The organism is Veillonella parvula (assembly GCF_048309325.1).
GTDB classification, from domain to species: Bacteria; Bacillota; Negativicutes; order Veillonellales; family Veillonellaceae; genus Veillonella; species Veillonella parvula_T.
The window spans coordinates 676,110-701,176 of sequence record NZ_DBFBTX010000005.1; the positions used below are offsets into that span (position 1 = coordinate 676,110).

Annotated in this window: 23 protein-coding genes; 1 reads left to right on the forward strand and 22 read right to left on the reverse strand. The window is 36.5% G+C overall.

What is annotated here, in order from left to right; genetic code table 11:
- Window positions 1-3 precede the first annotated feature (3 nt).
- The 19 genes from proB to ACMKPP_RS08120 form a co-directional block, all read right to left on the reverse strand.
- Window positions 4-1,125 carry a glutamate 5-kinase gene (gene proB / locus ACMKPP_RS08030; RefSeq protein WP_004693178.1) on the reverse strand — a complete coding sequence of 374 codons (1,122 nt, stop codon included), beginning with the start codon at window positions 1,123-1,125 and terminating at the stop codon, window positions 4-6.
- 72 nt (window positions 1,126-1,197) lie between these two features.
- Window positions 1,198-1,482: a ribosome assembly RNA-binding protein YhbY gene (gene yhbY, locus ACMKPP_RS08035; RefSeq protein ID WP_004693176.1), complete on the reverse strand. Its 285-nt coding sequence runs from the start codon at window positions 1,480-1,482 to the stop codon at window positions 1,198-1,200.
- Between the two features lie 8 nt (window positions 1,483-1,490).
- The gene (gene obgE / locus ACMKPP_RS08040) at window positions 1,491-2,762 is read right to left on the reverse strand and encodes a GTPase ObgE (protein ID WP_123137978.1); all 1,272 of its coding nucleotides are present in this window, start codon (window positions 2,760-2,762) and stop codon (window positions 1,491-1,493) included.
- 17 nt (window positions 2,763-2,779) lie between these two features.
- On the reverse strand, window positions 2,780-3,919 hold the full coding sequence (locus tag ACMKPP_RS08045; protein WP_008600791.1) for a S41 family peptidase: 1,140 nt from the start codon (window positions 3,917-3,919) through the stop codon (window positions 2,780-2,782).
- 1 nt (window position 3,920) lies between these two features.
- The gene (locus ACMKPP_RS08050; RefSeq protein ID WP_004693169.1) at window positions 3,921-5,102 is read right to left on the reverse strand and encodes a murein hydrolase activator EnvC family protein; all 1,182 of its coding nucleotides are present in this window, start codon (window positions 5,100-5,102) and stop codon (window positions 3,921-3,923) included.
- A 5-nt stretch (window positions 5,103-5,107) separates the two neighbouring features.
- A complete protein-coding gene (gene ftsX, locus ACMKPP_RS08055) occupies window positions 5,108-5,995 on the reverse strand; it encodes a permease-like cell division protein FtsX (protein WP_004693167.1) in 888 nt (295 codons plus the stop codon).
- On the reverse strand, window positions 5,985-6,671 hold the full coding sequence (ftsE, locus tag ACMKPP_RS08060; RefSeq protein WP_004693165.1) for a cell division ATP-binding protein FtsE: 687 nt from the start codon (window positions 6,669-6,671) through the stop codon (window positions 5,985-5,987). Before ftsE ends, ftsX begins: the two co-directional genes overlap by 11 nt.
- A 14-nt stretch (window positions 6,672-6,685) precedes the next feature.
- Entirely contained in the window at window positions 6,686-7,618 is a 933-nt protein-coding gene (locus tag ACMKPP_RS08065; RefSeq protein WP_004697368.1) for a transketolase family protein, read from the reverse strand.
- Window positions 7,618-8,454: a transketolase gene (locus tag ACMKPP_RS08070; protein WP_012864276.1), complete on the reverse strand. Its 837-nt coding sequence runs from the start codon at window positions 8,452-8,454 to the stop codon at window positions 7,618-7,620. The genes ACMKPP_RS08065 and ACMKPP_RS08070 overlap by 1 nt, the downstream gene beginning before the upstream one ends.
- Window positions 8,455-8,487: 33 nt before the next feature.
- Window positions 8,488-9,588, reverse strand: coding sequence for a polysaccharide pyruvyl transferase CsaB (gene csaB / locus ACMKPP_RS08075; protein ID WP_418369588.1), 1,101 nt, complete (start codon window positions 9,586-9,588; stop codon window positions 8,488-8,490).
- Window positions 9,581-11,623 carry a DUF5693 family protein gene (locus ACMKPP_RS08080; RefSeq protein WP_418369589.1) on the reverse strand — a complete coding sequence of 681 codons (2,043 nt, stop codon included), beginning with the start codon at window positions 11,621-11,623 and terminating at the stop codon, window positions 9,581-9,583. Before ACMKPP_RS08080 ends, csaB begins: the two co-directional genes overlap by 8 nt.
- Window positions 11,624-11,635: 12 nt before the next feature.
- A complete protein-coding gene (locus ACMKPP_RS08085; protein WP_004697145.1) occupies window positions 11,636-12,331 on the reverse strand; it encodes an LmeA family phospholipid-binding protein in 696 nt (231 codons plus the stop codon).
- An 8-nt stretch (window positions 12,332-12,339) separates the two neighbouring features.
- A protein-coding gene (prfB, locus tag ACMKPP_RS08090; protein ID WP_206669385.1) for a peptide chain release factor 2 occupies window positions 12,340-13,447 on the reverse strand; the annotation gives its coding sequence in 2 pieces (ribosomal slippage) (window positions 12,340-13,389 and window positions 13,391-13,447; 1,107 coding nt in all).
- Window positions 13,448-13,567: 120 nt separating this feature from the next.
- Window positions 13,568-16,003: a preprotein translocase subunit SecA gene (secA, locus tag ACMKPP_RS08095; RefSeq protein WP_004693148.1), complete on the reverse strand. Its 2,436-nt coding sequence runs from the start codon at window positions 16,001-16,003 to the stop codon at window positions 13,568-13,570.
- Window positions 16,004-16,221: 218 nt separating this feature from the next.
- Window positions 16,222-16,749 (reverse strand): ribosome hibernation-promoting factor, HPF/YfiA family, encoded by a 528-nt coding sequence (gene hpf / locus ACMKPP_RS08100; protein ID WP_008600782.1) that lies wholly within the window; start codon window positions 16,747-16,749, stop codon window positions 16,222-16,224.
- 242 nt (window positions 16,750-16,991) lie between these two features.
- Window positions 16,992-17,189 carry a cold shock domain-containing protein gene (locus tag ACMKPP_RS08105; protein WP_004693056.1) on the reverse strand — a complete coding sequence of 66 codons (198 nt, stop codon included), beginning with the start codon at window positions 17,187-17,189 and terminating at the stop codon, window positions 16,992-16,994.
- Window positions 17,190-17,705: 516 nt separating this feature from the next.
- Complete coding sequence (locus tag ACMKPP_RS08110) at window positions 17,706-18,431, reverse strand: amino acid ABC transporter ATP-binding protein (RefSeq protein ID WP_012864269.1); 726 nt, start codon at window positions 18,429-18,431, stop codon at window positions 17,706-17,708.
- Entirely contained in the window at window positions 18,428-19,084 is a 657-nt protein-coding gene (locus ACMKPP_RS08115; protein ID WP_004693053.1) for an amino acid ABC transporter permease, read from the reverse strand. Before ACMKPP_RS08115 ends, ACMKPP_RS08110 begins: the two co-directional genes overlap by 4 nt.
- A gap of 11 nt (window positions 19,085-19,095) precedes the next feature.
- A complete protein-coding gene (locus tag ACMKPP_RS08120) occupies window positions 19,096-19,902 on the reverse strand; it encodes a basic amino acid ABC transporter substrate-binding protein (protein ID WP_120054737.1) in 807 nt (268 codons plus the stop codon).
- A 903-nt stretch (window positions 19,903-20,805) separates the two neighbouring features.
- Between ACMKPP_RS08120 and ACMKPP_RS08125 the strand changes: the two genes are divergently transcribed.
- Window positions 20,806-21,408, forward strand: a complete 603-nt coding sequence (locus ACMKPP_RS08125) for an HD-GYP domain-containing protein (RefSeq protein WP_004693025.1) — start codon at window positions 20,806-20,808, stop codon at window positions 21,406-21,408.
- Between the two features lie 41 nt (window positions 21,409-21,449).
- On the opposite strand, the gene ACMKPP_RS08130 is transcribed toward ACMKPP_RS08125, so the two are convergent.
- The 3 genes from ACMKPP_RS08130 to ACMKPP_RS08140 are packed head-to-tail and all read right to left on the reverse strand — an operon-like array spanning window position 21,450 to window position 25,062.
- The gene (locus ACMKPP_RS08130) at window positions 21,450-22,145 is read right to left on the reverse strand and encodes a ComF family protein (protein ID WP_123137980.1); all 696 of its coding nucleotides are present in this window, start codon (window positions 22,143-22,145) and stop codon (window positions 21,450-21,452) included.
- Window positions 22,145-24,298 carry an SF1B family DNA helicase RecD2 gene (gene recD2 / locus ACMKPP_RS08135; protein ID WP_004693020.1) on the reverse strand — a complete coding sequence of 718 codons (2,154 nt, stop codon included), beginning with the start codon at window positions 24,296-24,298 and terminating at the stop codon, window positions 22,145-22,147. Before recD2 ends, ACMKPP_RS08130 begins: the two co-directional genes overlap by 1 nt.
- Window positions 24,298-25,062 (reverse strand): shikimate kinase, encoded by a 765-nt coding sequence (locus tag ACMKPP_RS08140; RefSeq protein ID WP_418369590.1) that lies wholly within the window; start codon window positions 25,060-25,062, stop codon window positions 24,298-24,300. Before ACMKPP_RS08140 ends, recD2 begins: the two co-directional genes overlap by 1 nt.
- Window positions 25,063-25,067: the final 5 nt, after the last annotated feature.

Genomic DNA, 25,067 nt, shown 5'->3' on the forward strand with positions numbered 1-25,067 from the left:
TCCTCAGTGTAATAAAACTAGATTATTACGATGTACAGCCTCATCATAGGTCGTATTAATACCCAGAATCTCGGCTATATCATTTGTATTGTGACCTTTAATCGCCTTCATATCATCAATACTATAATTAATAAGTCCACGACCAATTTCCTTATGATCATGATAAATGGAAATTGTATCACCAGGTCCAAAAGTCCCCTCTACTTCAATAATACCAGCGGGCAGAATGCTAGCACCCTTATCTAAAACAGCCCGAGCACACCCGTCATCAATCGTAATGGATCCTTTTAATCGTTTACCAAAAGCCAACCAATGATGTTTACCAGATAAACTTGCATCATGGGCTTCAAAGAGTGTCCCAATTTGTTCACCCTTACATACACGACGAACAGAATCCTCTACTTCACCTGAGGTGATAACCATTGGTACACCAGAATTTGTTGCCATATGAGCAGCTTTAATTTTTGTATACATACCCCCCGTTCCCATATTAGAACCAGCACCACCTGCAATAGCATAGGTTTCATCGTTAATTTCAGAAACAGTTTCTATCAAAGTAGCATCTGGATTGGTGGCTGGGTTAGCTGTATATAAGCCTTCAATATCTGACAAAATGATAAGTAAATCTGCATCTACAATACCTGCAACAGTAGCAGATAATGTATCGTTATCACCGATTTTAAATTCTTCGATAGCAACCACGTCATTTTCATTAATAATAGGAATAACGTTAAGTTGCAATAAAGTATGTAATGTATTACGCAAGTTAAGATAACTATGTCGTCCAGTACTATCCTCTTTCGTTAAAAGAATTTGCCCTACGGTGCGACCATATTCTCGGAACATGCGCTCGTACATATGAATGAGAATACCTTGACCTACTGCAGCAGCTGCTTGTTTTAATACGAGATCTCTAGGCTTTTCTTTAAAGCCTAAAGGGGCAAGACCTGCACCAGTAGCACCAGAGGAAACAAGAATAATCTCTTTACCTTGGTTAGCCAAATCTGATAATTGGCGCACTAATCTTTCAATACGCTCCAAATTTAAATGTCCGTTAGTGTAACAAAGCGTACTGCTACCAACTTTGACTACAATTCGTTTTGCATTAACGATAGCGCTGCGCATAGACTAACCTCCTAAGGTTGAAATTCTTAACTACGATGTATACAAATTTTTATGATTTACTAGATTATAAAATTATTTTGGCAAAATGATTTTAGGTTCTTTTTTAGCTTTATATAAAACACCATTAAAGCCAATCACTTGAACTAATTCAGCGCCAAGCATATCTGCTAAGTCTTGAAAAATTGTCTTATCTTCAGGACTATTATTATGTAATTTAACCTTAATAAGTTCACGTGCTGTAATCGCTGCACGAGCACTATCTATAACACTATCCTCTAAACCATTTTTACCAATTTGGACAACTGGTGGTATTGTAGCCGCCAATGAACGTAAATACCGTTTTTGTTTTCCTGTCATTATTACTCCTACTCTTGGAAAGTAAAGCGCTGATCGCCGATTACAACTTCATCACCGTCTTTACAGCCTTTTTCCTTCAATTTTGCATCAAGCTCCATAAAGCGCCAAATGCGTTGGAATCTACGAAGAGATTGATCATCGTCAAGATTTGTCATAGCTACTAATCGTTCAATACGTTTACCAGTAATGTAGAAAGCAGCATCATCACCGCGAGTAATGACAAATTCTACATCTTGTTTTGCTTCGTATACAACTGTATCATCATTTGCTTCAGGCTCTGGTTCGTAGTTTTCTACATAGTAATAAGCTCGTTCCATAAGCTCTGACAAACCTTCACCACTTAAGGCGTTAATGAGAAATACCTCATAGCCTTTGTCTTCAAAATATTTTTTTGTTTCGGGAATCGTCGTGTCATCAAAGACCATATCGATCTTATTGAGAGCTACAATTTGTTTCTTATTAGCCAATTTTTCAGAGTATTTACGTAACTCTTCATTAATCGCATCAAAGTCGACCTTAGGGTCTCGGCCTTCCATACCAGATACATCTAAAACATGAATTAAAATATTTGTACGTTCAACATGACGTAGAAAATTGTGACCTAAACCTACACCTTCACTAGCCCCTTCAATAAGGCCTGGAATATCGGCCAAAACAAAGCTACGATCTCCAGAAATTGTAACTACCCCGAGTACTGGTGTTAGTGTAGTAAAGTGATATGCTGCCACCTCTGGTTGAGCTTTAGATACTTTTCGCAAAATACTAGATTTACCAACAGATGGATAACCTAATAAACCTACATCAGCTAATACTTTAAGCTCTAATTGTAACCAGAATTCTTCACCAGGTTCACCCTTTTCTGCAAAGGTTGGTGCACGGTTAGCACTAGTTTGGAATCGAGCATTGCCACGTCCGCCACGACCACCTTTGGCAATAACAAAGGTATCGCCATCGTTGACAAGGTCGCAAAAGATTTTTCCTGTTTCCTCATCTTTAATTACTGTCCCCAATGGAACTGGAATGATAAGAGGATTGGAACCTCGACCGTGCTTATTAGAGCTTTCACCATTACCGCCAGCTGGTGCCTTAAACTGACGTTTATATCTAAAATCTACAAGCGTATTAATATTCTTGTCAGCTTTAAAAACAACATCCGCACCTTTACCACCATCACCACCACTAGGGCCGCCATTTGGAACGTATTTTTCTCGACGGAAGCTGGACATACCATCCCCACCGTCACCAGCTTTAACAAAGACGCGCGCTCTATCTATAAACATAATTTAACTCCTATGCATTATTGCTGTAATAGCTCTAATGCTTTTTTAATTTGAATATCATCTAATGTACTAGATGGATGTACACCTTTTGGTAAATCGATTTCTACATCAGGTTTAATACCTGTTCCATCAATAACACGATCACTTGGCGTGTGGTACTTAGCAATAGTTACTTTAATTCCTTCATCATCTAAACTAGGGAAAATAGTTTGAACGGTACCTTTACCATATGTATTAGTACCTACGATAGTGCCTAATTTACGATCTTGAACAGCCCCTGCTATGATTTCTGATGCACTAGCAGAGCCCTTATTAACTAAAACAACCAATGGCATAGCTACATCAGGTCCATCTGACTTATAAGTATCCTTTTTACCTGATCGATTTTGTACTGTTACGAGTGTACCTGGAGGCATAATATAGTTAGATATCTTTTCAGTAGTAGATAATAAACCGCCTGGATTATCTCGTAGGTCCAAGACAAGAGCCTTCATACCTTGAGATTGAAGCTCTTTATATTGAGTGGCAAAATCTTCTGCGGTATTTTCTGCAAACTGACTAATACGAATATATCCAACTGTGCTAGTAAGCATTTTACTTTTAACAGTAGGCAAAACTATGGATTCACGAGTGATATCAAAATGCAACTTTTCACCATTACGTTCAATATCTAGAGATACAGTAGTACCAGCTTCGCCACGAATACGAGAAGATGCTTCCTCTACCGGAATTTCAGTAGTGGATTGTCCATCGATAGCAATAATGTGGTCTCCAGGTTTAATTCCAGCTTTAAAAGCTGGTTGGTCTTCCATTACGCTAACTGCATATAGACCTTTATCATCAGTACCAAGGACCATACCAACACCAGCATATGTTGCAGATGTTTGCATTTTCATAGATTTATATTCTTCTGCATTTAAATAAACACTATGCGGTTCTCCCAAAGAGTCAATTAACCCCTTTAGCATACCATCATAAAGGGTAGTTTTAGCCATAGGTGTCATAAAAACTTGACTCGCAGTATAATAGGCTATAAATAATCTTGGTAGCCCCCAGAATGAACCGGAAAGATACCAAAATGTAAGCCACATAATAACAATGCCAGAGCCTATATATTTCAATAGACTCCATAACACTGTACGTGTATCAAATTTCATATTATAAATATCCCATAGGATCCACAGGATCCCCACTTATACGAACTTCAAAATGTACATGTGGCCCTGTACTATTACCTGTGCTACCAGCATAGGCAATAACTTGACCCTTACCTACATCTTGCCCTTCAGAGACAGCAAGTTCAGAATTATGTCCATAAAGAGTAGACATGCCATTACCATGATCGATAACTACGGCATAACCATAGCCACCCATCCAACCCGACCAAGCAACAGTACCACCATCTGCAGCATGAACAGGTGTACCTTCATCAACACCAATATCAATGCCAGAATGATAAATTGTAGTGCCCCAAATCGGATGTGTACGATAGCCATATGGAGAGGTAATTTCACCACTTACAGGCCACCCAAGTTGACCAGACCCTTGTACCCAAGAGTAAGTTGGTGAAGATTGTTGAGCCGCTGCTGCAGCACGAGCAGCGGCACGCTCTGCTTGACGTGCTTTCAATAACGCTGTAATCTGTGCAGAAGATGCATTTAATTCTTCTACTGCTTGCATTGCTGTAGCACGATCATTTTGAGCCTTTTGAAGAACTACCTCACGTTCTTTCTTCTTTTGCTCTATTTCAGCTCGTTTTGCCGCAGCTGCTTTTTCAAGCTCAACTAGTTTTGCGCGAGACTGTTCTAGTGCTTGCTTTCGAGCCGCTATTTCAGCGCGCTCTTTTTTGATTTCCTCAATTAATTTAATATCAGAATCAATAATTCGTTTTAAAATTTCTAAACGATTAGCAAAGTCTGTAAAATCTTTAGATCCAATAACTACATCTAAGTAACTTAAACGACCATTAATATAAATATCACGTACACGCTTATAAAATACGGCTTCTCGCCCTTCTAGTCGCTTTTGTGCTTCAGCAAGTAATTTTTCATTCACTGTAATATCATTTTCAACAGCTATACGTTGTTGTTGAATAGAATCCAATTGTTGCTGAGCCTGACGTAATTGTTCTTCGATTTGACGTAACTGTTCGGATACACTGACTATTACAGTTTCAGCATCTGCCTTTTTAGCATTTTGTTGATTAACTTGTTGTTGAATTGAATCAAGTTGATTTGTTAAATCTTCGTCCTCTGCAACGATGTATAATGGTGTTCCCAATACCACTATACCAGTCAAAATTGCCGCTACGAAGCGAGATTTAAATATACTATTATTCATAAACATTACACCTTCATGTATTGTTTCAAAGAAATAGTACTACCAATAGCACCTACTACTATGCCGCCACCTAAGATATAAAGGGCTACATCATAGAAGAATGGGAACATTGGTACTAAAGGGAAGAATGCTAATGATTCAGAAACTTCCATTGTGATGAAGTGATAAAATTCACCAACGCAAAGAACGGCAATGATAGCACCAATTAAGCCTAACAACATGCCTTCAATCAAAAATGGCCAACGAATAAATCCATTAGTAGCCCCTACATATTTCATGATTGCAATTTCTTTACGACGTGCGAATACAGTCAACCGAATTGTATTTGAAATGATGAATAGTGTTGCAGCTGCTAGGAAAGCAATCAATACAATCCCACCAATACGAATTACTTGCGTAATGCGGAAAAGCTCTTCTACAATATCTTGACCATAGTGTGTACTTTCTACGCCTTGGAATGTCGTAGCTAATTTTGCAGTTGCTTTTACATCGCTAGGATTATCAAAGGTTAACACATATGAGTTAGGCAACGGATTTACATCACCTAAAGCATTCACCAATTGTTGCTGATCACCAAGGCGTTCTTTGAACTCCTTCATAGCTTGCTCTTTATTAACAAATTCTAAATGCTTTAAGTTAGGTATAGCCTTAATTTGCTTTCCTACTGCCATAATTTGATCAGTTGTTAAGCCATCCTTTAAGTAAATACTTAACTGTACTTGATTTTCTAGACTGGATGCCATGTTATTCAAATTAATGACACCACAAAGGAATACACCGAGCATAAATAAGGATAAAGCCACTGTAGAAATGGACGCTAATGTCATAAGTCCATTACGTTTCATAGACTTCAGTGCTTCTTTAAAATAGTATTTTATCGTTCTAGGCTTCATTAATTTCTGCACCTCTCATATTATCACTTTGAACACGGCCGTCTTTTAAACGAATAACGCGTTTATTCAAGTATGAAACAAGATCCATATTATGGGTAACCATAATAACGGTAGTGCCGAAATTGTTAATATGCTTAAACAATTCAACAATATCCTTACTAGTATCAGGATCAAGGTTACCAGTAGGTTCATCAGCAATTAATACTGTTGGGCGATTAACAATTGCACGCGCAATAGCAACACGTTGTTGTTCCCCGCCAGAAAGATCCTCTGGTAAATCATTAGCCTTCTCAGATAAACCAACAAGGTCTAATACATGACTCACCTTTTCTTTAATAATTTTTGGTTTTTCTTCAATAACTTCAAGAGCAAAAGCAATATTCTCTGCTACCGTTTTATTAGGCAATAATCGGAAGTCTTGGAATACAACGCCAAGCTTTCTCCGCAATTTAGGAATTTTACTGCGCTTCATACGCGTAACATCAAAGTCATCAACAATGACAGTACCAGCATCTGGCACTACCTCATGTGTTAATAACTTAAATAATGTTGATTTCCCTGCACCACTGTGACCACAAACGAGAACAAATTCACCATCGTTAATGGTTAAACACACATCGTCTAATGCAACAGAACCATTATCATAGACTTTACTAACATTCTTAAATTCAATCATGGGATCCCCTTTGATTATTTACGAGCGATTACACGTTTTACGGCTTCTACAATATCATTGGCAGTTAAGCCATACTTTGCCATTAGTTCTTTTGGTGTTCCACTCTCCCCAAATGTATCTTGGACACCAACGAATTCCATAGGTACAGGCTTATTAGATACTACTACTTCAGATACAGCAGAACCGAGGCCACCAATAATATTATGTTCTTCAGCTGTAACGATAGCACCAGTTTCCGCAGCGGCTTTTATAATTGCTTCAGCATCAATAGGTTTAATAGATGCCATATTAATAACACGTGCAGATATATTAGATTCAGATAAAGTTTTAGATGCCTCTACAGCAGGTCCAACTAATGCACCACAAGCAATAATTGTAACATCAGAACCATCTACCAAAATAGTAGATTTACCTGGCACAAATGAGTAGCCTTCTGTTGTTACATCATCTACACCAGCACGCCCCAAACGAACGTATACTGGGCCGTTATAAGATGCAGCCCATTCGATAACAGCCTCTGTTTCACGCTCATCAGCAGGCACCACTACAGTCATATTTGGCAATGTACGCATACAGGAAATATCCTCTAAACTTTGGTGCGTTGCACCATCCTCACCAACAGTAATGCCCGCATGTGTAGCACATACTTTCACGTTTAATTTAGGATAGCATACAGCATTGCGAATTTGTTCAAATGCACGTCCTGTAGCAAACATGGAGAAAGATGATACAAATGGAATCTTACCTGCCGCTGCAAGTCCAGCACCAACAGAAATCAAGTTTTGCTCTGCAATACCTACGTTAAAGAAACGTTCCGGGCACACAGCTTTAAATGTATCTGTTTTAGTAGATTTGGATAAATCCGCATCTAGTACGATAATATTAGTATTCTCTTTACCAATGCGAGCTAGCGCATTACCATATGCTTCACGTGTTGCTTTACCCATTATTGCACCCCCATAATTTCATTAACAAAGGCTACACCTTGCTCTTCACTTGGTGCTTTACCATGCCAGCCTGCTTGACCTTCCATCTCTTCAACGCCTTTACCCTTTACAGTATGCATGATAATACATGTTGGGCCTTCTGTGAAAGCTTTCGCAGTTTCAATAGCATTATGAAGCTCATCAAGGTCATGACCATTAACTTCAATAACATTCCAATTGAAAGCTTTGAACTTTTCTGGAATTGGTAATGGAGAAAGAACTTTAGTAATATCACCATCAATTTGAAGACCGTTAAAATCGACAAAAGCTGTCAAATTATTCAGTTTATAAAAGCCAGCAAACATTGCAGCTTCCCACACTTGACCTTCTTCAAGCTCACCATCACCAAGAATAGAGTATACACGGTAATCTGCATTATCAATTTTGCCTGCCAATGCCATACCACAAGCCGCAGAAATGCCTTGTCCTAAAGAACCTGTAGACATATCTACACCTGGTGTGTGTTTCATATCAGGATGGCCTTGTAACATATGATTAATTTTACGTAAGTTCAAGAGTTCTTCTTTAGGGAAATAACCTTTTTCAGCCAATGTAGCGTATAGTGCAGGCGCTGCATGACCTTTAGAAAGGACAAAACGATCTCTATTAGGAGCTTTTGGATTTGCTGGATCTACATTCATCTCAACATAGTACAACAAGGCCATCACATCGGCGATAGATAATGAACCACCTGGGTGACCGGATTTCGCTGCCGTTACAGACTGTACAATACCAACGCGAATAGCTTTTGCCTTCTCTTGAACTAATTGTTTAACATCTTGTGTTAATGTAGCCATAGAGACCTCACTTTCTGGATAAAATCCAATATATTAATAATCTTTAAGTAATGAAATAGCAATTTCTGCATTGCGTTGGGAATCTACACGCAATGATTCAATGCGGTCATAAGATGCTTGATACTCCTCACGAGAATTCAACAATTTATGACACCATTGATATAAGGCTTCTTCACGCAAATGAGTCATTGTGCCAATAGGCTCTTGACCAATCATATGTAAAAAGCTTGTAATTTTAGGATCATAGGAAATACCAATAACTGGTTTTCCCATTAAAGAACTAAAAACTAAAGCGTGAAGACGTATACCAATCATGAGGTCCACATTTCCAGATAATGACACTTGTTGCTCTGTAGAGAACGGACCTTCTAGCACAATAGCGCCATTCGGCATATAGCTGGCAATGATCTTAGCCTCTTTTGTATCCTCAGGATGTGACATAGGAATAAAGATAATTTCCACATTATCTTGTTCTTGTAATCTGCTCAATACATTAGCTAAGGATTCTCTATACTCAGTATCCTCTTTCCAACTACGAACCGCTACACCAATTCGTTTACGTTGTTCATCTGCTTCAGATATTTTAGAAATATATCCTTTCAGAATATGAGAGCCAATTGAAAGATCTGCTGGTTGCATGGCCAATACCGCATCTGCAGTAACTTCTACATCTTCAATTCCCAAAGAAACTAGTTCATCCTTTGAAATAGAATCTCTAACTGTAATAGTATCTACAAAACGCAATACAAATCCAACGGCACGACGTGTTGATGAACGATTTAAAGGACCAATACCTTGGGAGTATAGCATTACTTTTTTCCCAAGCAACTTAGCTAAGGCCATAATACTTAAATAGTAATAAGTATTACGAATACTAGTAGCATCTTGTAATAAACTACCACCACCACTGATAACAAGATCTGAATTAGCAATGGCTTTTAAAATACCTAGTGCAGAGAATGTCCCTACAGCATTGATATTATGCTTTTTGCTAGTTTCTTTAGGATTACCAGAAATGACAGTAATATGTGCATCTGCCTCTTCTTTGCGAATAGCATCGATAATGGCACAGAGCATAGCCTCATCACCAGCATTACCAAAGCCATAGTAACCAGAGATAACAATATTACTCATGGTCAACCTCCCTAGCTTGGAACCATTGTGTTACGTACATCATAAAACGTACTGCGATAATAAGAAGCAATCCCAAGAGAGCACCAATCAACAAACCATCATAACCACGCATGATAGACATGAGAACTGGCGTTCTAAGATGACAGAATGTTTCTACCATAGAAGCAATCCCAATAACCCCAGCTAGAGTTAATACAAAATGAATTATTGTAGGCCATTTACGCAAGAAGGCAAAGGTAGCAAGCATTAAAGCAGGATGACCAATAATAAACTCTTTTTCACGAGGTCTTGCATACATCGTATTTTCAAGGAAACGTCGAAGTATAAGTTCAAAGGTTGGTACTGGAACACCTGCGGTGTGACCACTGCGTCCAACAAATACCCATGCAACACCACCAAGTGCCGCCATCACAAAGAATACATAGAACTTAACATCCATAGTTAAGAATTCTACAACAAATGTTTTCGCTTCTTCTTTGGAATTAATCATGCGGCCGTTCCACAATGGGAATCGTTGAAGGTACGCAATAATAACTAAAATAATTGGCAGAACAAAGGTCAACTTAACACCTCTAAAGAGAGCAAACTCCATAAAGAATTTCGTATTGCCCAATAAAGATGCGATATACATTCCGCCAATAGCAGCAAATAATGCAGCAATTACAAGATATAATAAGGCAAGAATCGTAGACTTAATGGCACCTAATGGACGTGCACCATCATAACGGCGCCACTCTTCCATCAAGCGTATCATAGCACCTACAGGAGCCATAATAGCACTAGATAGAGCCCATATTTGAGTAATTAAGGTACCACTTGTAAGAATAAATACAACAATGGATGCCAAAGAAATTCCAAAAAAGGCCACAAGTTGCGTATGCTTAGACATTGGTAACATCATTTGTAGAACATATACAAAAAGTGCTATAGCCCCGATCATTGTAATAACTACTAATAATGGATTTGGTGTATAAGCAGGATAAATATCCGCTGGACCAAATTCATAACCTTTTACAGCCAATTTCTCTGTAGCTATGTTAATATAGTTGATTGTAGTCTGTAATACAGTTTCATTATTTATACCTGTTTCATACATCGGAAACAAGTTAAAACGAATATTTCGCTCTATATCACTAATGTAAAAGCGTTGTGCCGCTTCTTCAGGGGTAATTTTCTTTAACTCCTCTTTAGCGATAGTATACACACGACCTACACTATAATTATTTTTGGCCGCCATTTCCAAGAAACCTTGTTGTGGCTCATACTGCAACTGATTTACAGCTTCGATACCAACTAGTGGAATATGGTTTTTATTTAGTAATGCTAATGTTTCATCCGTTAAATTAGGTGCACCTAGAGCTTCTTTACCAGCAAAAATCATCCCTGTTACATGAGGAATGCCTTCAAGTCGTTTAAATACATATTGAATATCTTCAGATGTTACGTTTCTATAGTTTGTTGGACGAACGATAACATTGAAACCACGATCTACAACCTCTTGTGCTTGCAACTTTGAAATACCAAGATTCATCTTTGCATAGCTATCTGCTGTTGCACCATACAATTCAAGAACAGGACCAATACTTGTATTAAGCTCTTTCACCTTGTCCTTGCCAATACGGTGGTATAAATCCTCTCGAATTTCTTTATAATAACCTTCTTTACCTGAAATTAATGCCACATAAGTCGCCCCAGGTTTAATCGCAGCGCCATTAACACGAACAGAGTCCATCTCTTCAGAGCTTAATACTTTAACTTGGCCCGCATCTTTTGCTTTTTCTAACGTGCGATCATAAATAGCAAAAGCAGTCACACCAGCATTATGTAATGCATCAAAAGCTTCTTGTTGACTACGCTTTTCAAAGGCGCTGGCTCGTAAAACTGCATCATAGTCTACAATATTTTCAATATGATTTTGAGATTTCTCAATCTGATGGCGTTCAAATACTAAGTATAAGGAAGATAAAAGACCTATAATAATACAAAGTATAAGAATCCATGAGTACTTACTTTTTTGTGCGTTCCGATGATTCACGACAAATCCTTTCTAGTTGAGTACAGGTTTAACTTTAATGAGAATTTCACCATTATCAACAGTTAAACTTTCCGCTTTTACAGGAATTGGAAAATTGTTAAAGTCATAAATTTGAGTACTTTCTAACACATTAGATGTCATACCAGGAATTGTAGCACCATTTATGGTGAACTTTTTAGGTGAAAACAATAATGTATTGCCCTTTAACTCTAAATTCCCATCTAATTTAACATCCCCTTTAAACACCATGCCTACATTCATTTTACCGGTTAGGCTGATATTATCTTTACTAATGTCAACTTGTACGTCTTGAATATCACTACCTGCTTCATTACTTAAGAAAGTCCCTAAATCAGCTTTATTAATAGTCCCATCAATACTAGCATTCCCAACACTAACGATATCAATTTGTTGACTAGCTAATAAAGAAATTGGATTAACAAAAATTTGTTTAGCATCAAATCGGAAGCTAGCAAAATTCAATTTACCCAGTTTAATATTCTCCAAAGTGCCATAAACACGATCCACCTCACCATATAAAATTTTGAAAGCAGGTTGAGCCTCAACATTTACTGTTTGAGCCGTTGGTTTCAATGTTTCATTTAATTGACTTTCAATACGAGAGCCAATAAAAGATGGTAATAAAAATTGGGATGCCACTACAAGAGCAATAATTAGCACTAATAGGAATAGTAAAAACTTTTTCATAGTATCTCCTAAATTGTTAAGTTAGCCTCTTTTTTTAAGAAACCTTCGATAAATGGGTCTAAGTTGCCATCCATAACAGCTTGAACATTACCAGTTTCTACACTAGTACGATGATCCTTAACAAGATTATATGGATGGAATACATAGGAACGAATTTGACTCCCCCACTCAATTGCTTGGTAGGTACCTCCAATCTGTTCTTTAAGTTCAGCTTGCTTTTCGAGCTCTAACTCAAATAGTTTCGCCCGTAACAAACGTAAAGCTTGTTCTCTATTCTGCATTTGAGAACGTTGTGTTTGGCATTGTACTACAATACCTGTTGGCTTATGGGTCATACGAACAGCAGAATCGGTTTTATTAATATGCTGACCACCAGCGCCACTAGCACGATATGTATCAACTTGAACGTCTTTCATATCGATATTAATTTCTACAGTATCATCGATTTCAGGCATTACATCGACAGCAGCAAATGATGTATGACGTCGAGCCGCGGCATCAAATGGTGAAATACGAACGAGACGATGCACACCTTTCTCAGACTTCAAGTAACCAAAGGCATTTTCACCTTTAACAAGGAATGTAGCAGATTTTATCCCTGCTTCATCACCAGGTTGTTCATCCATTAACTCGATGGAGAAGCCAGATTTTTCAGCCCAGCGCAAGTACATGCGAATTAACATAGAACACCAATCTTGTGCCTCCGTCCCACCAGCACCAGCATGAAATGTTAAAATAGCATTATTTGCATCATATTCACCACTTAACAATAAAAGTACTTCTTGCTTTTCCAAGGTTTCTTCTATTTGCTTAACATATTCCTTGATTTCACTCTCCATGGAGAGGTCATCTTCATCTATAGCCATTTCAAGCATCATATTAGCATCTTCAATATCACTAACAAGTTGCTTATAGCTTTCTACAGCATTTTTTAGTTGTGTGGCCTCTTGAGAAATCTCACGAGCTTTATCTGGATTATCCCAAAATGTAGGATCACTCATCTGTACATCAAGTGTAAATATTCGGTCTTCCTTCTGAGCGATGTTAAAGTGAATCCCTCATCCCATAAATACGTTCTTCTAGATTAGAAATAATCGGTTTTAAATCTTCTAACAATTTATGTTCACCACCTTTAGTTAATTAGCCTATTACATCAATAAACTATTACCTTAACAAAATAGAAAAATGGCCGTTGCCCAGTGGAAATCCCTTTGAGCAACGTGCCATTCACAAATCTTAATCTATGTTTTGTGGCTCCAACACATCTTCATGATGGGATTGTGCACCTTCTAAGTGATCAACTGGTTCTTCGATTTCTTGAATCAATTGTGCACGAATTTTATATAATGCCATGATTGTCTCATCTTGAATAGCTGCAATCATGTTTTGGAACATATCGAAAGCTTCAAACTTATATTCTACCAACGGATTCTTTTGACCATATGCACGGAGGCCAATACCTTCTCGTAGCATATCCATATTATCCAAATGTTCCATCCATTTATTATCAACAACGCGCAACATAATCGCCTTTTCAAGTTGACTAAACATAGCCTCTCCAAGCATATCAACGCGATCTTGATACTCTTCATGAGCAATTTCTAATAAGCGTTCTAATAAGTCTTGACGACTATATTCTTCCATATCTTGAGAAGACATAATCTCCTCTGTTAAGAAATATTGACTTAAATGTTTATAGAGACCTTCATAATCCCATTCTTCTGGATAGAGCTTTTCATCAGCATAAGCATCTACAGATTCGGTAACAAGCTTGTCAATCATTTCATTAATTGTTTCACGCAAGGATTCGTTACGTAAAATACGACGTCGTTGTTCGTATAATACTTCACGTTGTTGATTCATAACATCATCATACTCGAGTACATATTTACGAATGTTATAGTTATGATCCTCTACTTTCTTTTGAGCACGTTCAATAGATTTAGTAATCAAAGAATGCTCGATAGGTTCATCCTCTTCCATACCAAGTTTATCCATGATACCTGTAATATTGTCAGCACCAAAGATACGCATTAAGTCATCTTCTAATGATAAGAAGAATTGAGAAGAACCAGGATCCCCTTGACGACCAGCACGGCCACGTAATTGATTATCGATACGTCGGCTTTCATGGCGTTCTGTCCCCAAAATTGCTAAACCACCTAGTTCTGGCACACCTTCTCCAAGAGTAATATCTGTACCGCGACCAGCCATATTAGTAGCGATTGTTACCATTCCCATTTGTCCAGCAGCTGCAACGATTTCTGCTTCTTGTTCATGATGTTTAGCATTCAATACTTTATGAGGTACACCTGCACGCAACAACATGTCTGAAAGTTCTTCAGACTGTGTAATAGATGTAGTACCAATCAGAATAGGTTGCCCTATTTGGTGGCGTTCTACTGCATTTCGTACTACAGCACGATATTTAGCAGCTTTAGTTTTAAAAATTTGATCAGGCAAATCCATCCGGATTAAAGGCTTATTTGGTGGAATTGGTATAACCTCTAATCCATAAATATCGATAAATTCTTTTTCCTCTGTTTTAGCAGTACCTGTCATGCCTGATAATTTATCATACATACGGAAATAGTTCTGGAATGTAACAGATGCTAAGGTTTGGCTTTCGCGTTCAACTTTCAAACCTTCTTTAGCCTCAATAGCCTGATGCAAACCATCAGAGTAACGGCGTCCAAACATCAAACGGCCCGTAAATTCATCGACGATAACAACTTCACCATCTTTAACCACATAGTCTGTATCACGATGCATCATAGCATAGGCACGCAAAGAAGCACCAAGCAAATGATTCAACTCGATATTTTCTGCATCATATAGGTTTTCAACACCAAGCATTTTTTCAACCTTTGCGATACCAGAATCTGTAGGGGCAATAGTTTTTTGTTTTTCATCGATAACATAGTCTTCATCTTTTATAAGGTGAGGAACAATTTTAGCCAATTTATAATAATTATCAGTGGAACGTTGACCAGGGCCTGAGATAATTAATGGTGTTCTTGCTTCATCAATAAGAATGGAGTCTACTTCATCCACAATGGCATAATTCAATGGTCGTTGTACCATTTGAACAACATCGGTTACCATGTTATCGCGTAAATAGTCAAAACCAAACTCATTATTTGTACCATATGTAATATCACACGCATAGGCTTCTTTACGTTGATTAAAGTCAAGATTAGCCACAATAAGACCCGTGGAAAGTCCTAAGAAATTATATAAACGTCCCATTTGCTCGCTATCACGAGTCGCCAAATAATCATTTACTGTTACAACGTGTACACCCTTACCGGTCAATGCATTCAAATATACGGGCAATGTAGCTACTAATGTTTTACCTTCACCAGTACGCATCTCCGCGATATTACCATTATGAAGGCAAATGCCCCCCATTAACTGTACATCGAAATGACGCATGCCTAAAACGCGTTTAGATGCTTCACGAACTACAGCGAATGCTTCTGGCAATAGGTCGTCTAACGTTTCCCCTTTTTGCAAACGACGTTTAAACTCATCAGTTTTTGCCACTAAGTTAGCATCACTTAATTTAATATAATTAGGTTCAATTTCATTAATATGATCTGCAATAGCACGCATTTTTTTAATTTCTTTTGCGTTATTATTGCCTAATAGCCTTTGTAAAAAGCTTAACAAACAAATCACTCCTCTACGGGACATCTTACATTATTTTATCTAACTTATTATAACGAAAAAGCCTTGAATAGTCAAAGAATTCAAGGCATTTCAAGATTATTTATAATATTATTTTGGCAAAAAAGGTGGATGACTATTTTAAGTCATCCACCTTAATATAATAATCGGCTGATTTAAAGTAGAAAGGAGTTAGGATTAAGTTCAGCCGACATTATATATTATTGAAGTTCTGGCTCGATCAAACCATAGAAACCATCATGTCTACGATATACAACGTTCATCGATTCAGTTTCAGCATTGAAGAACATAAAGAAATCATGACCAATAAGATTCATTTGTAAAATCGCTTCCTCAACATCCATAGGACGCACAACAAAATGTTTGCGTTTTACAACTTCAATAGTTTCTTCTTCCACAGGAGTTGCCAAAGCTTCAGGATGGAAAGCTTCTTGTTTTTTGAAACGTTTAGCCAAACGAGTTTTATACTTATGGATTTGGCGAACAATTTTATCCACTACTAAATCAATAGCTGCGTACATATCATCGTTGGTTTCCACACCACGAAGAACGATTTTATCAACAAAGCATGTAAGTTCAATTGTAGATTTATCTTTTACAACGGATAAAACCGCTTGTGCATTTAACTCATCATCGAAGTAACGAGTCAATTTACTCAATCTTTTTTCGATATATGCTCTTAAGGCATCTGTCACTTCAATGTTTTTTCCTCTAATTGCTACTTTCATAAGTCAACACCCTTTCTAAAAATCATCCACGAGATGCGAGTGTGTGGTATTATATAACCTTATCTCTCGTGTTATATTTAGTATTTCTACATCCAACTGTAAAACTCCTTCTTTTTTATGTAAAAATTTTATATTTTTTGTAGAATTATGTATAAAATGTATATAGAAAATCCAAAAACCCCGATAGTATATACTATCGGGGTCCAATTATATATTGTTTTTATAATTTTTTTGGTATGTAGTTACGCTTTAACAACGTTAGCGGCTTGAGGTCCACGGTTTCCATCAACAATCTCAAATTCTACATTTTGACCTTCAGTCAAAGATTTGAAACCTTCGTCTTGGATTGCAGAGTAGTGTACAAATACATCGCTACCGTCTTCACGTTCAATAAAACCATAACCTTTTTCTGCGCTGAACCATTTTACTTTACCTAACATGGTAACATCCTCCTAAAAATATATATATTGTCTTGCTGTCTTGCTCTATATGTGTATCATAACACAGCATGTATAAAATATCAAACAACAATATTTACATTTTTAATGAATATACAAACACTAGAAATAAGAATATCATTTGCTATAAATCTCAACAATCCCTATATCTATACATGTTATAAATAATTATATACGCCCTATAAATTAATTATATATTTTTATAATCATAAAAATATGTGAATTAAAAATTATTATTTTTAAAAATGACTGTATAAATTATTATTATATCACAAATATTTATAGCAATAATCGTGTTTTTCAGATTAATCTACCCTGTAAAGCTTTATACAAACTCTTTATAATTAATAAATTCAGTCTAAAAGTTATCAAATATATTAATAGATATTAAGCTATACATATATAATAAAAATTAATATAAATAGATAGGTTAAATTTAATGTAAAAAAACAGGAAGCAATTTCTAATTCTAGAATTTGCTTCCTATAATTATATTATTTAATCTAACAAAATTTTATCTAAGAATGATTTTGTTCTTTCATTGGTAGGTGCATCAAATACGCGTTCAGGTGTATTATCTTCTAAAATCAAGCCACCATCAACAAATAACACTCTATCCGCTACCTTTTTCGCAAAGCCCATTTCATGAGTAACGATGACCATCGTCATACCTTCCTCAGCTAAAGACTTCATAACATCTAGCACTTCACTAACCATTTCAGGATCAAGAGCTGAAGTAGGTTCATCAAAAAGCATTACTTTTGGTTTCATAGCTAAAGCGCGAGCAATAGCAACACGCTGCTTTTGACCGCCTGACAAAGAATCAGGGTATGCATTGGCTTTATCCGCCAAGCCTACTCGATCAAGTAAAGCTTGACCTATCTTCTTAGCCTCTTCCATAGATGTTTTACGAACCTTAGTTTGAGCTAAGGTAAGGTTTTCCATAACCGTCATATGCGGGAACAAATTAAAGTTTTGGAATACCATTCCTACTTCAGCACGAACGTCATTTAACTTTTTCTTATCAGAAAGATCCATACCATCTACGATAACCTTACCAGATGTAGGTTCCTCCAAGTAGTTCATAGTGCGCAGTACCGTACTTTTACCAGAACCAGAAGGACCGATGATTACAACTACTTGACCTTGTTCAATATGTAAATTAATACCTTTTAGTACTTCATTTTTACCAAAAGATTTATGTACATTTTCTAATTTAATCATTTAATGCTATATTTCCTTTCAAGATATCCAACTAATTGTGAGATAGTCACTGTCATAATAAGGTAAATCACAGCAACCGTACCCCAGATTTCAAAGGATGCATAGGTTTTAGCAATGATTAATTGACCACGACGTGTCAACTCCTCGAAACCGATAACAGAAACTAAAGAGGAATCTTTCAACATGGCAATAAATTCGTTCCCTAACGGAGGAATAATTGCTTTAAAAGCTTGAGGCATAATGATGTAACGCATGGTTTGTCCCCAAGTTAAACCAAGAGAACGACCGGCCTCCATTTGACCTTTATCAATAGATTGAATACCAGCACGGAAAATTTCAGATACATAAGCACCAGAGTTAATACTACATGCGGTAACAGCCGCAATATATGGATCAATCCGTTGACCTGTAATCATAGGCAAAGCAAAATAGATTAGGAAAATTTGCACCAGTAATGGTGTACCACGAATGATATCTACATAACATTTTGCAAGCAATCTAACTAATCTAAATTTAGATAAATTTGCTAAAGATACTAAAAGACCGATAAAAAAGCCACAACCTACAGACATGGCTGTAATTTCTACAGTCACTAGAGCACCTTGTAGCAAGAGCGGTAAATTATCCGCAATTAACCCCCAATTAAAACTCATAATCTCTCCTATTATTTAAATTCTAAAACTACTGGCATATCAGCAGGTGCATCTACATTAAACCATTTTTTATATAATGTATTAAATTCACCATCAGCCTTCATATCAGCAATTGCTTTATTGATTTCTTCTTGCAATGCTTTGTTATCCTTATTAATTGCTAAGCCCAAATATTCTTTAGTATTTGGATATGCCATAAATTTAATATGTTGGTCAGGATGCTTAGTACTGTAATATTGAGCTACAGGTAAATCGATTACAGTTGCATCTACTCCACTATTTTGTAATTCTAACAAAGCTTCATTACTATGGTCAAATTCTTTTACAGTAGTACCTTCAATTTTATGAGCTAAATCTGCACCAGTAGTACCTAATTGGGCTGCAATTTTTTTACCCTTTAAGTCATCAAGAGAATTCACAGCCGTTCCATCTTTATATACTACTGCTAAGGCATTTTCATAATAAGGAGAAGAAAATAATACTTTTTCACTTCTCGCTTTTGTAATAGTCATACCAGATGCAGCAACATCAATATCATGTGTGTTCAAAGCTGGAATCAAAGCATCAAAAGCTACATTTTTTAGCTCCACATCTTTATTAATACGCTTACCGATCGCACGAATCAATTCAATATCAAAACCTGTATAATCTTGAGTTTTTTCATCTTTAAACTCAAATGGAACAAATGTAGCATTAGTGCCAACGACAAGTTTATTAGATGTAGGTTGATTAGAGGAACCACATCCACCAACTAAAGAAGCCGCCATCACTAACATACAACCGCCAAGAATTATTTTTTTTACTTTGCTATTTAACATATTATCAACCTCATTATTTTAACTTACTACTACTTTATAATAGTATATAGATTTAGTATAATTATGTCAATAATTTTGTATATAATTTTAGATACAATCGCAAAATCGCTATATTTATATTTTAATTTTATACATTGTTTGTATAAATATTACGGTTATGTATAAAAACTTTCCCATAGTTAGTGGTTTTCTATAGATTTTATAATATACAACTGTATAAAAAAAGCACATGAGAAAAGCCTCATGTGCCCCTATACGGCTGACCTGGTCTTTGCCCCCACACTCGCCTGCTGGAAGGTTCGCTCATAAGTCCAAGACTCCCCACTACTACCTCTCTCGATTTTATCGGCAGGACTTACACCTAAGCCGCACCATGCTCACAACCCTTTGGGCTGCTTATGTGGATCGTTTTGCCTGCGACTAGCCTCGACTTTCAACCACAGACCCGTATAGACGTATTATAAAGAATAACAGTATTCATGTCTAGTTTTACTATTATTTTAAAAAATTTTTGATTATATAGTTAAGTAGCCAAACATAATTTTTTACCAAACATATTATCGCATAATTCTTAGAACAATGAGAATAAATTTTGCAACCCCTATTTGTTGATGTATAGAAAATTGGAATAGAAAACCTAAAATATTCTTCATAATATTTTAATATTTCTAAAATCACATTTTTTAAGTACCATATCTAGTGGATTCTTAAATTGTCAATTAGTTTTTGTATGCCAAATATGAATACAACATATTTGTAAGAACATACGTATCATACACAAAAAATTATTTATGGTGTATAATTTGTATACTGTTAAATTAGAACGGCCTAAAGTTGTACGATATGAACATAAGTACGAGGGGTTGTACCATATGTTCAGTTTGTTAGTTAGAGGGGTTTATTATGTTTATGTTATCATTGATGCAACCATCAGGTTTGTATGAACTGGAGAAAGACAGTTTAGAAGCCATAAGCGCACAACTTTTACAGATGATACAAATGAAAAGCTATCATCTCTATACACATTCTATTCAGGTTTCAAACTATGCTGTTAGCATCGCAGCTAAAATGGGTTTACCATTAAATGAAATTGAACAGATTCGTCACGCAGCTTTACTTCATGACGTGGGTCTATTAATGGTTCCTAATGCCTTAATCCAAAAATCTCCATATCTTAATAAGCAAGAAATGTCTAAGTATAAACAACATGCTGCAAGTGGTGCCAATATGATTGAAAACTATCCTTGCTGCCAACAAATTTTGCCTTATATTCGTTACCATCATGAAAAATGGGATGGCTCTGGTTATCCTAAACATTTACGTGGTGCGAATATTCCATTGGGAGCTCGAATTATTGCTGTAGCAGATTACTATGATACAACAGTTAATCCTTCTACTGAATTTTGGGCGAAAACAAAAGCTAAAGCAAAAGAAGAACTCTTTAGTGCGTCTGGTTCCCTTTTTGATCCAGATGTTGTCAAAGCATTTATTGATGTACTTGGCTAATATGAAATCAAATATTATATTCCTACATTTAGTAATAAAGATTAGAAACTACCACTAGCCAGCGTAAGGGCATCAACACGTAGCGCTTTATGCTTTTGTAAGACTTTTGCTACAGCTTCAATTGTGGCACCTGTAGTATATATATCATCAACAATTAATATATTCTTATTGGTAAAATCAATATCCTTATAATCAGCACATATAACAAAGGCATCATCAATATTTTGATGTCTTTCTTTATTTGTTAATCCCCACATATCTCGAGAAGTATTAAACTTGTATATACAATCTAACCATTTAAAGTTTTTTCTATCTATTTCCCATAAAGAATGAGCCCATTCAAAAAAGAATAAATCTACTTGATTATATCCTCTCTTAGCTTTTTTCTTTTCGCTAGACGGTACAGGAACAATATAATCATACATAATTTTACAATTACTATTCACAATATTAGACTCATTATATTTCATGTAAAAGTTGTACGATACTAAAAAAGGAGCGGCCCCTTTGGACTGCTCCTTTTTTTCATTAAATTTTACATCGTAAATCATAGACTTTAGACCACCACGATATTCGGCCAACACACATACATCATCTACATAGTGTAAAAATTTATGTGGTACATGACGAATATGTAATAAATCTGTAAAACAAGCTTTACACCAATCCCCTTGTGTTGCCACAGGTGCACCACAGTGAGGGCATACAGGTGGAAATAGGAAATCCCAAAGACTCATTACGAATCACATCTCCCTTGTAGTCGTTCTTTAAACAATGTGTAACGTTCATCGGCATTAACAGTACGCACAGCACGTTCAACTGCGCTCGTAGTACCAACGATGATTACTTTACGCTTTGCCCGTGTAACAGCAGTATACAACAAATTACGTTGTAACATACCACCATAACGTGGAACAAATGGAATAATAACTACACCATACTCACTACCTTGACTCTTATGGACCGTAATAGCATAAGCAGGCATAATCATATGTGCTTCATCGATAGGTAGACGAACCTCTTTATGGATAAATCGGATACAAATATCGGTCCGCGTAATAGCATAGATAACGCCAATTTCGCCATTAAACACTTCTAACTCATAATCATTGAGAATTTGAATAACCTTATCCCCAACGCGATACGTAATGCCATTGACACGAACTTCTCCCTTATAGCTATCTGGAGGGTTTACGGCTTGTTGTACATATTGTGATATCAATGTACTACCTGCTTCACCACGGCGCATAGGAGAAATAATTTGAATATCTAATTCATCCTCTATCGTCTCTTGTTCACGTTTATATACATCAATGATGGCTTTCATCATCATGTCATAAGATTTAACAGGAATAAAAGAAAACTCTTCGCTCACACCTTCCAGGTTAGGCATTTCACCACGGTTAATTGCGTAAGCACTTTCAACGATAGTATTACCAGAGCTTTGACGATAAATCTGATTAAGTCGTGTATAGGGCACACAATCACTATCTAATAAATCTTTTAATACGAACCCAGCACCTATAGGTGGTAATTGATCTACGTCACCCACAATAATGACATGGGCTTCCTTTGGAATAGCAGCCATCAAAGAATAGAATAAACGCACATTAAGCATAGATGCTTCATCGATGATAATGACATCTATATCTAGAGGATCATCTTCATTCTTTGTAAAGTCATAGGAGTCACTACCTTGAACAGGTACCAATAGACGATGAATTGTAGTAGCTTCAAACTCAGTGGCCTCGGTCAGACGCTTTGCAGCACGTCCCGTAGGAGCACAAAGTATAATGCGCCCCAATCCACCGAGTTGGAAACCTTTTACTAGTGCCTTGATGATAGTTGTTTTACCTGTACCAGGACCACCAGTTATAAGAGAAAACTTTTCAAAAAATGAGAGCTGTATAGCTTCTTTTTGAGCATCACCAAAGATAATGTAGTTGTCTCGTTCAAACTTTTCAATAAAACTAGAAATATCTAATGCTATTGGATCAGCTTCTAATAGAAACTCACGAGTATAGTGGACACCTTCCACTTCAGAAACATACATCTCTGGCGGATAGATATATAAGATATCTTCATAATACGTACTATACAGTGCACCTTGTTCCAGCAGGCTTTCAATAAAGTTCGCAATATCATCTACATCAGTTTGTAATAAATCGTCAAGTCGACCGATAAGTTGGTCTACTGGTAAACATGTATGACCTTGATTATCTAGACTACGTAGAATCCATTCTAAACCAGCCTCTAAACGGCGTGTATCACTACCATTAATACCAAGATGCTCTGCTAGTGTATCGGCCGTACCAAAGAGCATATCCGGTGCTACACGTAATAATGTATAAGGATTATCCTCTATAACTGCGACGGACTGCACACCATAATAGGTATATACAATACGACTCCATTTCGATGAAATGTGATGACTTTCAAAAAAATGATTTAAATCGGATAAAATACCTTCGCCAAGTAAGGTATTGAATAGCTCATCCTTAACACTCTTTCGGAGACCTGGAACATCTTTAATCTCTTCTGGACGTTCTTCCCGTAAAATTTCTAAAATACGAATACCGAAATATTCTAGTACCTTCTCTACGGATTTTTCACCAAAACCTTTTATGCCTAGGTTCAACAAATAAGTCTTGGCAGCACCCATATTATCAGGTTTTAACTTTTCAACACTGCTCGCATCAAATTGGCGGCCGTACTTTTCATGTTCTACATAGCGGCCCCGTACTTCGATGTCTTCCCCTTCTTTAGGAGACTCAAATTTGCCAGTACAAGTAATGTATTCCTCATTATAATCTTTTAGGATAAACACGCAATATGTACGTTGTGTATTCTCATATATAGTTCGGTATACAAATCCTCGTATGGCGTCCATTATTTCTCCGTATTCGGCAAAGCTTCAATAATTTCTTGCACTGCATCGGTAATACTGCCTTCGTTACCAATTTTAATATGTGCTACTTCTTCATATAAAGGATAACGTTCTTCATATACATTAAAAATATATTCGATACTTTCTTTTACAAGCGGACGAATCTCTAGATCCAAATCATCTAAAATATGATTTACATCGCGGTTAACAAATACAACAAGACCATTATTGCGCATCAATTTAACAGTTTTATCATAGGTAACAGTGCCGCCACCTGTAGCAATGACAGATGGTTTATTGTGAATTAATTCTTTAATTGTACTATATTCATATTCACTGAAAGCATCTTTACCATCGTAAATATAAATATTTTGAACGGATTTACCTACCTTGTCTTGAATCGTTTGGTCTAGATCGAAAAAGTCGCGGCCTAACTCTTTTGCTAGAACCTTACCAACAGTAGTTTTACCTGCGCCAGGCATACCAATGAGAAAAATATGCTTATGCATATGCTCCTTTAAGAACTCATTACTCATAGAAACGACGGTTTTTATATAATTTTCAATATAAGGTGCTAAAACTTTATCTTTACAATTTTGAGTATGTAAAGCAATGATACTTTCATCCCGTTCTTCATCAATAAGTGGTAAGTGATGTTCATCCTTATATTTACCAATTTCTTTAATCAGTGTGAGTCGCTTCTCAAACTCCGTAACTAATACAGAATCAATACTATCTATCTGTTTTCGAGCTTCTTTAATATCCATGAGAA

Coding starts and splice junctions, on each gene's coding strand:
- csaB (WP_418369588.1), bottom strand. CDS start 9,588: ATGAGTAATATTGTTATCTCTGGTTACTATGGCTTTGGTAATGCTGGT.
- ACMKPP_RS08045 (WP_008600791.1), bottom strand. CDS start 3,919: ATGAAATTTGATACACGTACAGTGTTATGGAGTCTATTGAAATATATA.
- ACMKPP_RS08070 (WP_012864276.1), bottom strand. CDS start 8,454: ATGGCTACATTAACACAAGATGTTAAACAATTAGTTCAAGAGAAGGCA.
- recD2 (WP_004693020.1), bottom strand. CDS start 24,298: ATGGACGCCATACGAGGATTTGTATACCGAACTATATATGAGAATACA.
- ACMKPP_RS08105 (WP_004693056.1), bottom strand. CDS start 17,189: ATGTTAGGTAAAGTAAAATGGTTCAGCGCAGAAAAAGGTTATGGTTTT.
- ACMKPP_RS08125 (WP_004693025.1), top strand. CDS start 20,806: ATGTTTATGTTATCATTGATGCAACCATCAGGTTTGTATGAACTGGAG.
- ACMKPP_RS08130 (WP_123137980.1), bottom strand. CDS start 22,145: ATGAGTCTTTGGGATTTCCTATTTCCACCTGTATGCCCTCACTGTGGT.
- ACMKPP_RS08050 (WP_004693169.1), bottom strand. CDS start 5,102: ATGAATAATAGTATATTTAAATCTCGCTTCGTAGCGGCAATTTTGACT.
- yhbY (WP_004693176.1), bottom strand. CDS start 1,482: ATGACAGGAAAACAAAAACGGTATTTACGTTCATTGGCGGCTACAATA.
- ACMKPP_RS08120 (WP_120054737.1), bottom strand. CDS start 19,902: ATGTTAAATAGCAAAGTAAAAAAAATAATTCTTGGCGGTTGTATGTTA.
- ACMKPP_RS08085 (WP_004697145.1), bottom strand. CDS start 12,331: ATGAAAAAGTTTTTACTATTCCTATTAGTGCTAATTATTGCTCTTGTA.
- ACMKPP_RS08115 (WP_004693053.1), bottom strand. CDS start 19,084: ATGAGTTTTAATTGGGGGTTAATTGCGGATAATTTACCGCTCTTGCTA.
- obgE (WP_123137978.1), bottom strand. CDS start 2,762: ATGTTTATAGATAGAGCGCGCGTCTTTGTTAAAGCTGGTGACGGTGGG.
- ftsE (WP_004693165.1), bottom strand. CDS start 6,671: ATGATTGAATTTAAGAATGTTAGTAAAGTCTATGATAATGGTTCTGTT.
- ftsX (WP_004693167.1), bottom strand. CDS start 5,995: ATGAAGCCTAGAACGATAAAATACTATTTTAAAGAAGCACTGAAGTCT.
- ACMKPP_RS08065 (WP_004697368.1), bottom strand. CDS start 7,618: ATGGGTAAAGCAACACGTGAAGCATATGGTAATGCGCTAGCTCGCATT.
- hpf (WP_008600782.1), bottom strand. CDS start 16,749: ATGAAAGTAGCAATTAGAGGAAAAAACATTGAAGTGACAGATGCCTTA.
- proB (WP_004693178.1), bottom strand. CDS start 1,125: ATGCGCAGCGCTATCGTTAATGCAAAACGAATTGTAGTCAAAGTTGGT.
- ACMKPP_RS08110 (WP_012864269.1), bottom strand. CDS start 18,431: ATGATTAAATTAGAAAATGTACATAAATCTTTTGGTAAAAATGAAGTA.
- ACMKPP_RS08140 (WP_418369590.1), bottom strand. CDS start 25,062: ATGGATATTAAAGAAGCTCGAAAACAGATAGATAGTATTGATTCTGTA.